This window comes from Streptacidiphilus jeojiensis, from assembly GCF_042510965.1.
GTDB classification, from domain to species: domain Bacteria; phylum Actinomycetota; class Actinomycetes; order Streptomycetales; family Streptomycetaceae; genus Streptacidiphilus; species Streptacidiphilus jeojiensis.
The window spans coordinates 890,476-901,975 of record NZ_JBEUKS010000001.1 but is presented as its reverse complement, the minus strand read 5'-3'; the positions used below and the strand labels follow the sequence as shown (position 1 = coordinate 901,975).

The following is an 11,500-nucleotide window of genomic DNA, read 5'->3' as shown; positions in this document are numbered from 1 at the left end:
CCGACGGTGGTCAACCGAACTGCGCTCAGGCGTTGAGGGTGTACCGGACTTCGGTGCGGGCGACGGAGAAACCCACCCGCTCGTACAGACCGTTCGATCCGGTCGGGCTGTCGGCGTCCACTTCGACGCTCGCCCGGTCGAAGCCGGCGTCTCGAGCCGAACGAACCGCATGGCTGATCAGCGCGCTGGCCACGCCGCGGTTGCGGTATGCGCGACGGGTTCCGAACCGGATGAGCTGCGCGTCGCGGACGCCGGTCGCCGCGGTGTCCGCGTCCCAGGAGAAGGTCAGCAGCATGCCGGCGGCCGTGCCGCTGTCCGCGTCGCGCAGCAGGAAGCTGAGGTCCGGGCGAAAGGCAGGCCAGCCGAGAAACGCACGCCACTGCTCCGGCGGCATCGGGGCCCCTCCCCAGCGGTCGAGCACTGCCTCGTTGCTGACGGCGAAGAACTCGGCGTCGTTGTCGATCGAGTAGCCTTCCACAACGAGGCCGTCCGGCGTCGGCACGTCGACCACTGCGGCTCCGAGCGGGTGCCGCATGTGCGAGTACCAGCGGACGGGGGTCATGCCGGCGGCTTGGTAGCAGACGCGTGCGCTGTCGTTGAGCGCGTTGTTCTGGGCGTCGACGGCAAGCGGCAAGCCAGGGTGATGGATCGCGTGCAGGGCCTTCGCACTCGCAATCCCAGCGGCCATCAGCTCAGCGCCGAGTCCCCGGCGCCGATACTCCGGACGCACACCGCCGCTGAGCGTCACCCGATGCACATCCTCGACGAGCAACTTGTGTGCCGCGGAGGAGTAACCGACCATGCGGTCGCCATCGAAGATGCCGACCGTACCGCGCTCGAGGTCGAGCAGAGGCGCGTTGATCTGGTCGGCGGCGTCCTCCTCGGAGTAGTACTCGCCGAAGACGTCGGCGACCTCGATCGCGTTGAGCAACTCGGCCAGGACGGCTGCGTCCTCCGGAACGATCGGACGGCGGATCAGATGTGCGAGCCCAACGGTCATGGGCCGACCCTAGCCATCTCCTGATCATGGTGTCATCCGGGTTTCTGTCGCGCCTGCTGCGCACCGCTTCGACGCCGGACTGACCGCTCCGACCGCTCAATGGCTGAGCACGGCGCGCCGTCCGGCCCAGGCCCGGACGGTGGGCAGGTGTTCGGGGCGGGCGACGGCGACGATGTTGAGCAGGCGGTCGCGGTACCGGGGGTCGAGCAGTGCCGAGGGGGCGCAGGTGGTCACCCGCGCCCGGGTCTCCTCGATGATGTGGATCTCGTCGTAGGCCTCGGCGAGCAGGGCGGCGAACTCCTCGGCGGTGAAGCCGCACCGGGCCAGCTGCGGCACGCAGAACTCGATGAACAGCGCGGGGCGGTCCTCGGTCAGGATCCGGCGCGCCCCGCGCAGGACGTGCCCGTCGTAGCCCTCGACGTCGATCTTGAGGATGTCCACCCGGGCGAGGTGCGGCCGCTCCGTCAGGAGCGCTGCCAGGTGGCTGTCCAGCTCGATCTGAGGGACCGTCAACGTTCCGTCGCCGTCCACCGCGACCCGGTGTTGACCGATGTCGTCGGCCAGGTGCAGGGTCGCGGTGCCGGGTCCTGCGCCCACGGCCAGCGGCTCCACCGCGACCTCGACCGGCGCCGGCCCGTCCTGGCCGGGCACCGCGTTGCGATGCAGGTTGGCCCGTAGCAGGCGCAGGTTCCCGGGCACCGGCTCGAAGCACACCAGCATCGCTTCCGGGGGCAGCCGGCTGGCCGCCAGGCAGCTGTAGATGCCCAGGTTGGCGCCGACGTCCACGACGACGGCGCTGTCCGCGCACAGCTGCTCGAACAGGTCCAGCTCCAGCCGTTCGTAGAAGCCGCCGAGCAGCCCGGCTGCGATGGTTCCGCTGCCGGCGGGCACGGTCAACTCCAGGTCGCGGAACCCGGTGGTGGTCTCCTGCGTGCCGTGGCTGAACCGGAGCAGGCCGCTGACGACCGGGCCCAGCGGAAGCGCCCGGACCAGCCGGGTGTCCTTGAACCAGCGGCGGCCGGCCGTGATGGTCGCCAATACGGCGCGCTGCCTGAGGTCCACCGGTCGCTCCTGAACTCTCGCCGTCCCGTCGGCTCCACGGTGGGACCCGATCCGGACGGGGCGACGGCGACACGCTGAGGGCGCAGACGGCAGGACCCGGTCGGCCCTCCGGGGCACGGTGTTCCCGCCAATGGGTGACGGTGCGTAACCGAACGCATGATCAGTTAGCGGGTCGGTGAATGACTGACGGTCGTTGGTCCGGACTCCAGGTCCGGACCTGGATGACTGCATTCAGGAAGAGCAGGTCCTCTGATGACTCGTCATGCCCGTTCCGGAGCGCGGCGGTGGTGCGCCGCGACATTGGTGGCCACGGCCGCCGTTCTTGGTGCCGCTGCGCCGGCCATGGCCGCCGACACCGCTCGTGTCCCGTCCGCCGGAAGCGGTGACTATCCTCTGCACACCGGGAGCCTGGAGGCCGAGTCCGGCACCGACGGGCTGCGTCCCGGTTCCCCCGTGAGCTTCAGCGGCGGCGGCTTCGCTCCCGGCGCCGAGGTCAAGCTGTCGGTCCGGTCCAACGAGATCGCGCTGGGCACCGTGGCCGCCGATGCCTCGGGGTCCATCGAGACCACGGTCACCCTGCCGGGCGGGCTGGCCGACGGCTGGCACACCCTGTACGCGGTGGGCGCCGACGCCCAGGGCGGAACGCTGGTGGAGACCCTGCAGATCCGGGTGGGCCGGGGCGGCAGGCTGCTGGCACGCACCGGCGCCGACTCCGTCCCGGCCGCGGCCACCGGTTCCGACACCCCGGAACTGGCGGCCACCGGTCTGGGCGTGGCGGTGCTGGCCGGCGCGGCGGTGCTCGGCGGTCGCACGCTGCGCAGGAAGAACGGCTGAGCCGCGATCCGATGAGCCGTACTCAGGCGCGGACGGTCCGCGTGTCCGATGGCGAACCCGCCGCCCGGGAGGCGCTCAGCGCCGATCGGGCGGCGGGCCCGGGGGCTGCGCGGTACGCGCTGCTCGCCCTGGCCGGGCTTGCCACGCTGCTGGTACAGGTCCTGGCGAGCCGGGGGCTGGGCCCCGGGGACTACGGCGCGCTGGCGGCGCTGCTGGGTCTGATCGCCGCGCTGGGGGTCCCGCTGGCCGCGCTGCAGACGATGCTGGGGGCCCTGGTGGTCCGTCGGACCGAACGCGGCACCCCGGTCGACCTCGGCCCGCTGCTCATGCGCTTCGTCGGGTCGGCCTGCCTGCTGGCCCTGGTGGCGAGCCCGGCCGCCTGGCCCGCGGCGGCAGCGCTGCACCTGTCCGGGCCCCTGCCGCTGCTGCTGGTGCTGCTGTTCCTGGTGCCCAGCGCGGCCTGCACGGTGCTGTGGGCCGGGCGCTACGGGACCCGGGGCCTGGCGGGGGTGGCCGCCCCGGTGGCGACCGGCAGCGGTGTACGGCTGGCGGTTACGGCGCTCGCGCTGGCCGCGGGCGGCGGCGTCTGCACGGTCCTGGCGGCGACGGTCCTGGGGGAGAGCACCACCGCGGTGGCCCTGTGGCTGGCACTGCGCCGCAGCACCGACCCGGTCCGGGGCGAGCGCCTGGCGCTGCCGGTACGCCGTGCCGTCGGTGCGGTGCTGACGATCGCCGGCCTGTGGTCGCTGACCGGCATCGACCTGGTCTGCGCCCGCCGCTGGCTGCCGCCGGCCGAGGCGGGCCGCTACAGCGCCGCCGCCTTCCTGGCCAAGTCCGCCCTGTTCGCCGCCCAGGCCGCCGTGGTCGTGCTGCTGGGCCGGCTGGCCTCCGCCGACCGGCGCACGGCCGAGCAGGCGCTGCGCGCCGGCCTGGCCGCGGCCTCGCTCGCCGGGGCCGGCGTCACCGCGGGGCTGGTCCTGGGCGGACGCCGGATCATTCCGATGCTGCTGGGGCCCGGATACCTGGTCCAGCCGTGGCTGGGACTGTGGCTGGGGCTGGCCGCGACCTCGCTGCTGCTGCTGGCGCTGCTGCTGCACTACCGGGTCGCCTGCGGGAGCTGGACCGGCGGCGTGTGGATCGGTGTGGTCGCCTTCCCGGTGCTGGTCCAGCCGATGCCCGACACCGCCTGCGGGATCGCCGCGGCGCTCGCGCTGGCATCGGCGCTCGCGGTGGCCGCGGCCTGGCGCGGGCTGCCGGAGCCCGGACTGCCCGACACCACCGGCACCGGGACGGACCGCGTCCGGGCCGGCGGATCGCGGACCCCGGCGCAGCCGACGCCGCCCGGCCTGCAGCAGCCAGCCGAACTGGAGATCAGCATGGTCGTGCCCTACTACAACCCGGGCCCGGCCTTCCTGGCCCACATCCGCGAACTGCTCGGCGTCCTGGACGCCTACGGCTGCTCCTACGAGGTGCTGGCGGTGGCCGACGGCTGCACCGACCGCAGCGACCGGGCCCTGGCCGAACTGGTCCACCCACGGCTGCGGCAGATCGGCTACCGCGACAACGCCGGCAAGGGAGCAGCGCTGCGCACCGGCTTCCAGCAGGCCCGCGGACACTGGATCGGGTTCATCGACGCTGACGGCGACATCCCCGCCGCCCTGGTCCCGGACGTTCTGGACGCGGTGCGGGCCGGCCGGATGGACGCCGCGCTGGGGGCCAAGTGGCTTCAGCCCGGCACCTTCCCGCCCCGGCACGGCCTGCCGCGCCGGCTCTGCTCCTACCTGTACCGCACGGTGACCCGGGTGCTGTTCGGGCTGCCGCTCAAGGACACCCAGACCGGACTGAAGGTGTTCCGGCGCGAGGCCCTGGCCCGGGTGCTGCCGCTGTGCCGGGAGAACCGCTTCGTCTTCGACCTGGAACTGCTGGCCCTGCTGCACCGGCACGGCCACCGCCGCGTGGTTCAGGTCCCGGTGAGCTTCCGGCCGCGCACCACCAGCACCGTGGGCCCGGCGGCGGTGGCGCTGATACTGCGGGACACGCTGCGCCTGCGCGCCCGACTGCTGCGACCCGCACGGCACTCCGCCGTCACCGACGGCTTCACCCCGAACCCGCGTCCCGCGCCGGGCGGCATCACCACGCACGAACTGCGGCCCGTCCCCGACTCCGTGAGCTGACGACACCATGCGCATCTGCCTGTTCAACTGGAAGGACTGCTCCCACCCGGAGGCGGGCGGAGCCGAGGTGTACACCAGGGAGGTGCTCACCCGCTGGGCCGCGGCCGGTCACCGGGTGACCTGGTTCGCCGCCGCGGCCCCAGGCGCGCCCGCCGAGGAACGCGCCGACGGAGTGGATCTGGTGCGGCGCGGCGGGACCCTCGGGGTCTACCGGCAGGCCCGGGCCTGGTACGCCGCCCAGCCGCGCGGGCGCTTCGACCTGCTGGTCGACGAGGTCAACACCCGGCCCTTCGGCTGCGGCCGCTGGCCCGGCGGCACCCCGGCGGTGGCGCTGGTGCACCAGGTGGCCAGGGAGGTCTGGTCGGCACGCTTCCCGGCCCCGCTCTCCTGGGCCGGACGCCACCTGGCCGAACCGCACTGGCTGCGCTCCCTGAACGGCACCCCGGTACTGACCGTCTCCCGCTCCAGCCGCGACTCGCTGCAGGAGTACGGGGTCCGCGACATCCGGCTGGTCCCCGAGGGCCTGGCCCGCTCGCCGCGCCCCGAGGTGCCGCGCGAGCCGCACCCCACCGTCGTGGTGCTGGGCAGACTGGCCCCGGTCAAACAGATCGACCACGCCGTCGAGGCGTTCCGGCTGCTGCGCCGCACCATGCCCGAGGCCCGGCTGTGGATCGTCGGGGATGGTCCCGAACGCCGCCGGCTGGAGCGGTCCGCGCCCGACGCGGTCACCTTCCACGGCCGGGTCGACCAGGCCCGCCGCAACGAACTCCTGGCCCGGGCCCACGTCCTGGTTGCCACCTCGGTCCGCGAGGGCTGGGCACTGGTGGTCGACGAGGCGGCCGCCATGGGCACCCCCGCGATCGCCTACGACCGCCCCGGCCTGTGCGACTCGGTTCCGGCCGCGCGGGGCGTCCTGGTCCGGCCCGAACCGGCCGCGCTCGCCGACGCGCTGCGGATCCACCTGCCCGCCCTGGTCCGGCGACCGGCCCCGGCCGGCTGGCGCGGCGGGGCACTGGACTGGGACGAGGTGGCGCAGGAGGTCCTGCGCGTCGCGCTGGAAGCCACCGGGACCACCGGGAGAACGCGGACCACGGCGCGGCCGGCCCGTGCGGTGGGGGCCCGCCGGTGATCGCGGCGCTGCGGGACGCCGGACAGCGGCGGATCCTGGCACCGGCCTGGGCCCGCAGGGACGGACTGCTGCGGTACGCGCTGCCGGCGTTCCTCGCCGCGGTGATGCCGCTGACCTGGTACCGGCCCGGCCGCTACTTCGCCACCGGGGATGTGGGCCCGTTCGTCCGCGACGGGCTGGCCGCCGAGCTCGGCAGCGTGTGGGGCCACCAGGTCTCCGGCGCAGGCGGGCCCTCCTACGAGGTCGCCAGGCTGCCCGACCTGGTCCTGATCAAGCTCTGCGGCGTCGTCGGCCTGGGCGGCCCGGCAGCCCAACTCCTGCTCTACAGCCTGATCCTGGGCGCGGCGGCGGCCGGCACCTCCTATCTGGCCTCGGTCTGGCTGCGCCGGCCCGGCGCGGCCGCCTTCGCCGGACTGCTGTCGGTGGCCAACGCCTACGTACTGGTGTCACTGCTGAACCCGCTGCCGGCCCTCGCGGGAGCCGCCGCTGCGCTGCTGGGCGGGCAGTTGTGCCGCGCCGCCCAGGGGCACCGGGTGCGGGCGACCACGTTCGCGCTGTCCACGCTGCCGCTGTGCTACCTGGCCGCGAACCCGCCGCTGCTGGCGATCGTGGCACTCGCCACGGCCGGATTCGCCCTGGCCTCGCCGTGGTTGACCGGCGGCAGGCTGCGGCCGGTGCTGGTGCTGGCGGCCCGCGCCCTGCCCCTGGTGCTGTGCCTGCAACTGTGGTGGCTGGTACCCCAGCTGATCACGCTTCAGAGCGGGGGCGGCGCCTCCGCGTTCAACGCCCAGACCAACGTCCAGGCCTGGGCCTGGACCCAGACCCGCAACACCCTGGGCAACATCCTGGCGCTCAACGCCAACTGGGGGTGGAAGTACCCCGAGTACTACCCGTTCGCCACCGCCATGGACCGCACCCCCTGGGCCCTGCTGCGCTGGGCACCGCCGCTGCTGGCGATCGCCGGGGCGCTGGCGCCGCCGGGGCCGCCGCCGGTTCGCCGCGCACTGCGCCGGCTTGCCGCCGCCGGGGCGGTGCTGGTGCTGCTGTGCAAGGGCCTGCATCCGCCGTTGGCCGGCCTCAACGCCTGGCTCTACGCCCAGGTGCCCGGCATGTGGCTGTTCCGCGAACCCATGAGCAAGTTCGGTGTCCTGCTGGTGCTGGTCACCAGCGTGCTGGCCGGCGCGGCACTGGAACGCACGCTGGAGGCCCGCCGTCGGAGTCGGCACGCCGCCGGGGCCGTTAGCGCCCTGCGGGCGCTGCCCTGCGCCCTGGCCCTGGCGGCCCTGGTCTACCCCTGGCCGCTGTGGACCGGCGCGGTGGTCGACCAGGCCCGGATGTCACTGCCCTCCGCCTCGGTCGAGATCCCGCACGCGTGGCAGCGGATCGCCGACCAGGTGAACCGCTCACCGGCGACCGGGAAGATCCTGGAACTGCCGCTCCAGGGCTACTACCAGGTCCGCACCGACTGGGGATACCACGGCGCGGACACCATCCCCCGGCAGCTGCTGCGCCGCCCCGTGCTGCAACGCCTTCCCGGCGGCTACTTCGACGCCTCACCGCAGCTCGCCTCGCTGATGGCCCTGGCGGAGAGCAGCCTGGTCGACGGCGACCGCGACACCGCCCAGGGCGCCCTGCGCGCCCTGGGCGTGGACCAGGTGATCGTCCGTCAGGACCTGGTCAGCAGCCCCGGCGACCAGCCGACCGCCGACCCGGCACGGCTGCGGGCCGGGCTGGCCCGGATCCCCGGCTCACGGCTGGTCTCCGCCGGCCCGGTCGCCAGGGTGTTCCAACTGCCGGACGGCCCGGCCCAGCCGGCCTCACTCACCCTCGACGACCCAGCCGACGCGACCACCGCGGCCGGAGCCGCGGCCCGGGGCGCCGCCACCGTCACCGATCCCCGCATCCCGGTGGCCGACGCCCGCATCGTCCTGGCCGGACCGGGCAGCCACCCCTTCACCCTGCAGGACCCGGGCAGCTACACGGTCCAGCCGGACCGCTCGACCGGAGTCGGGTACCGGATGACCGAGGACCCCGCCGGGCAAACAGGGCAGGCCGGGCATGCCGGTTCAGGCTCGGCGGCGGTGCGCCTGACTCCGGTGCCGCGGCTCTTCCTGGACGGAGCACCCGTCGACGCCCTTGCGTCCCTGCCGATCCCGCCGGCCCCGGACCCGGGCCCGCCGGCTGCTCTGCTGGTCGACGACGCGGTTCTGCCCTGGCAGGCCGGTGCCCCGGTCACGCTGCGCCCCGGCGACCGGGTCGCCTCCGCCACCGCGCTCGGCGGCGATCTGATGGCCGACCCCGCAGAGCAGTCCACCGGCGGCTGCGGCTCGGCCGCGGGCGGCGATCGGGTCCGGCGGCTGGCAGGCACCAGCTGGAACGTCGCCGCGCAGCATGGAACCGCCTGTGTGCGCCTGCCGCTGCGCGCGACCGCCGCCGACGGACTCCTCTCGCTGTCGCTGCGCTACCGGACCCTGTCCGGCAGTGGCCCCCGAGTCTGCCTGTGGCAGCCGGATCCCGGCCACTGCCTGGTCACCCGCCAACTACCTGCTGCCCCCCAGTGGCAGACCTGGACCGCGGTGGTGCGGGTCCCCGCTGCGACGGCCCCGCCGGCCCTGTACGGCTACACGGACGCCGCCCCCACCGGGGCCGGGTCCGCGGTGGAGTTCGCCGACCCGCACGCCCTCGGCCTGAGCCCCGGCGCAACGGTCACGGTCCCCGAGGCGGCTCCGCCGACCGCCCCCTGGCAGGCCACAGCCGGCGCTCACCGGCTCGAGGACCGCCAGCCCGCAGCCCCAGCGACCGCACCGGAATTCGGCCCGCTGCAGGACTGCGCCCGCCGCGACGGCCGGGACTTCCGCGCTGCCGGCCTGCTCGCCCGCCCCCTCGGCCACGACGGCATGCACCTGGAGGCCCGCGCCCACGCCGCCTGCGTCCAGACACCCGCCGGACCGACCGCCCCCGCGGCAGGCGGCCGCTTGCAGACCTACCGGTTGCACCTGCGCTACCGCACCACTGAGGGCAGCCCCGCCCGGATCTGCCTGTGGCAGCAGGGCCCCGGAAGCTGCGCCCTGCTGGCCCCGCTGGCCGACAGCCGGCAGTGGACCACGCTGGACACCCAGGTCACCGTGGACCCCGGCACCACCGAGGTCGCGCTCTACCTCTACGCCGACGGCCAGGACGCCGGCACCACCCGCGTCGACTACGACCAGGTCGGCATCGCCCCGGTGGCCCCGGCGCTCACCGTACGCATCGCCCCGGCCCAGCCCGCGGCGGCCCATCCGGCCGACCTGCCCCGGCAGCCGACGGCAGGCAGTTCGCGGTTCGCGGTTCGAGCCGTCCCCGGACACGCGCTGCTCGCGCTCGCGGACTCCTTCGACACCCGCTGGCGCCTGGCCGGGCTGCCCGCCGGATGGACCGCCCGACCGGTGGAGATCGACGGATTCCGGCAGGCCTGGCTGGTCACCGGCCACGGCGACGCCGACCTGGACGCGCAGTTCGCCCCCGAGGGCTGGTGGCACGCGGCACTGCTGCTGTCCCTGCTCGCCTCGCTGGCGGCGTTCCTGCCGCTGCGCCGGTTGCGGTCGCTGCCCGCCCCGTTGGGCCTGCTGACCCTGCAACGAAAGACATCCATTGCCCCCCGTCCCGCCACCGTGGTGCCACAGCAGGCCGAACCATCCTTCACCCTCCCCGGAGAACCCGTTGCACCAGATGCAGCCCTTGCCCCAGACCCTGACGACCAGCGCGCCGCACCCCAGGCCGCCGCTGATCTCAGTCGTCGTACCCACCCGTGACAGCCCCGAGCAGGTCGACCGACTGCTGACCTCACTGGCCGCCCAGGACTGTGCCGGCGTTGAAGTCCTGGTCAACGACGACCGGCGGTCCCGCCGGCCGCTGGACGAGGTGGTCGACCGCCACCGGCGGCAGGGACTGGACGTGCGGCTGATCCGCGACAACCCAACCCGCGCCGCAGGCAGGCGCCGAGGCACCGCCCACACCAGCGCGCCACTCGTGCTGCACCTGGACAGCGACATGACCGCAGAACCCGGACTGCTGCGCGAATGCCGACAATTGATCGAGCATCAGGGCTACGACGCCCTGGTGATCCCCGAGGTCTCCGTCGGCGAGGGCTTCTGGGCCCGATGCAAGGTCCTGGAGAAGCGCTGCCACGACGGCGACGCCCGGGTCGAGTCGCTGCGTTGCCTGCGCCGCGACCTCTACCAGCGCATCGGCGGCCACGACGAGGAACTCGTCTGGGCCGAGGACCGCGACCTCGACCTCAGGGCCCGGGCCGCCCGTGCACGCGTCGGACTCTGCACCCAGGTGCTGCTCCACCACGAAGGGACGATCACGCTGCGCGACACCATGCGCAAGAAGGCCCACTACGCTCGCACCGCCGACCGCTTCGCGGCCAAGCATCCGCAGGACTTCGCCGCCCAGGCCAGCCCCCGCAGATTGCTGACGCTCGGCCGGCGCGGCTGGCGGGAGAGCCGGAACCCGGTACTGGTCGCCGGTCTGGTGTTCCTCAAAGCCTGCGAGTACGCCGCGGCCGGAAGCACGCTGCTGGCCCTGCGCATCAGCCGAACGGTCACCCGGTGAACACCGGGACGCGGCTGCTGTGGACCGCCGTGGCAGGCACCACGGTCGCCCTGTGCGTGGCACTCACGGCAGCCGGCACCGGCCAGGACGCGGACCCGGCTCCCGCGCCCGTGCAGTCGGTGCCCTCCAGCGCCCCGACGACGGCCGCCCCCCGGCAGACCACCCCGCCGACCCCGACCGCAGGACAGCTGATCGGCACCGTGACCATTCCGCGCCTACAGGCACTGGGCTACCCCTACCGGTTCCCGCTGAAGCAGGGCGTCGACCACGACACCGTGCTGAACAGCGGCGCGGTCGGCCACTACGCCGACACCCAACTGCCCGGCGTGCAGGGGAACGTGGGCCTGGCCGCGCACCGCAACACCCATGGGGAGCCGTTCCGCCACCTGGACCGGCTCAGCGTCGGCGACACCGTCATGCTGGACACCCCGTCGGCCACCTACCGCTACACCCTGGACCGGGAACTTCCGCAGACCGGCGACGACGACTACGCCGTCCTCGACCCCATCCCGGCCCAGGCCGGATACACCGCACCGGGCCAGTACCTGACCCTGACCACCTGCACCCCCGAGTTCACGTCGCTGTACCGCCTGATCTGGTGGGGCCACCTCATCGCCCGCACCCCGCACCCGTCCGCCGGCGGCCACTGACAGCCCGGCCTGCCGGCCCTGGGCGTCGAGCCGGGCGTAGGCGCGTTCTGCGGTG

At 74.2% G+C, this 11,500-nt stretch carries 8 protein-coding genes; 6 read left to right on the top strand and 2 right to left on the bottom strand.

All coding sequences use genetic code 11. The features are described 5' to 3' along the window. Nucleotides 1–25 precede the first annotated feature (25 nt). Together ABUW04_RS04095 and ABUW04_RS04090 are read right to left on the bottom strand one after the other, a co-directional pair. Nucleotides 26–1,000, bottom strand: a complete 975-nt coding sequence (locus ABUW04_RS04095; RefSeq protein ID WP_380562770.1) for a GNAT family N-acetyltransferase — start codon at nucleotides 998–1,000, stop codon at nucleotides 26–28. A 96-nt stretch (nucleotides 1,001–1,096) separates the two neighbouring features. Beyond that, nucleotides 1,097–2,062, bottom strand: a complete 966-nt coding sequence (locus ABUW04_RS04090; RefSeq protein ID WP_380562768.1) for an FkbM family methyltransferase — start codon at nucleotides 2,060–2,062, stop codon at nucleotides 1,097–1,099. Between the two features lie 252 nt (nucleotides 2,063–2,314). On the opposite strand from ABUW04_RS04090, the gene ABUW04_RS04085 reads away from it, so the two are divergent. From ABUW04_RS04085 to ABUW04_RS04060, 6 genes are read left to right on the top strand one after another with little or no spacing between them, the layout of a single operon-like run. Beyond that, a complete protein-coding gene (locus tag ABUW04_RS04085; RefSeq protein ID WP_380562766.1) occupies nucleotides 2,315–2,896 on the top strand; it encodes a hypothetical protein in 582 nt (193 codons plus the stop codon). A 41-nt stretch (nucleotides 2,897–2,937) separates the two neighbouring features. Then, on the top strand, nucleotides 2,938–5,070 hold the full coding sequence (locus ABUW04_RS04080) for a glycosyltransferase (protein ID WP_380562764.1): 2,133 nt from the start codon (nucleotides 2,938–2,940) through the stop codon (nucleotides 5,068–5,070). A 7-nt stretch (nucleotides 5,071–5,077) separates the two neighbouring features. Next, nucleotides 5,078–6,199 carry a glycosyltransferase family 4 protein gene (locus ABUW04_RS04075; RefSeq protein ID WP_380562762.1) on the top strand — a complete coding sequence of 374 codons (1,122 nt, stop codon included), beginning with the start codon at nucleotides 5,078–5,080 and terminating at the stop codon, nucleotides 6,197–6,199. Further along, nucleotides 6,196–9,990, top strand: a complete 3,795-nt coding sequence (locus ABUW04_RS04070; RefSeq protein ID WP_380562760.1) for a hypothetical protein — start codon at nucleotides 6,196–6,198, stop codon at nucleotides 9,988–9,990. The genes ABUW04_RS04075 and ABUW04_RS04070 overlap by 4 nt, the downstream gene beginning before the upstream one ends. Continuing rightward, complete coding sequence (locus tag ABUW04_RS04065) at nucleotides 9,917–10,795, top strand: glycosyltransferase (RefSeq protein WP_380562758.1); 879 nt, start codon at nucleotides 9,917–9,919, stop codon at nucleotides 10,793–10,795. The genes ABUW04_RS04070 and ABUW04_RS04065 overlap by 74 nt, the downstream gene beginning before the upstream one ends. After that, nucleotides 10,792–11,445, top strand: a complete 654-nt coding sequence (locus tag ABUW04_RS04060) for a class E sortase (protein WP_380562756.1) — start codon at nucleotides 10,792–10,794, stop codon at nucleotides 11,443–11,445. Before ABUW04_RS04065 ends, ABUW04_RS04060 begins: the two co-directional genes overlap by 4 nt. Nucleotides 11,446–11,500: the final 55 nt, after the last annotated feature.

What these genes read in the sequence shown, in the direction of transcription:
- ABUW04_RS04095 (WP_380562770.1), bottom strand. Translation starts at nt 1,000, where the DNA reads ATGACCGTTGGGCTCGCACATCTGATCCGCCGTCCGATCGTTCCGGAG.
- ABUW04_RS04085 (WP_380562766.1), top strand. Translation starts at nt 2,315, where the DNA reads ATGACTCGTCATGCCCGTTCCGGAGCGCGGCGGTGGTGCGCCGCGACA.
- ABUW04_RS04075 (WP_380562762.1), top strand. Translation starts at nt 5,078, where the DNA reads ATGCGCATCTGCCTGTTCAACTGGAAGGACTGCTCCCACCCGGAGGCG.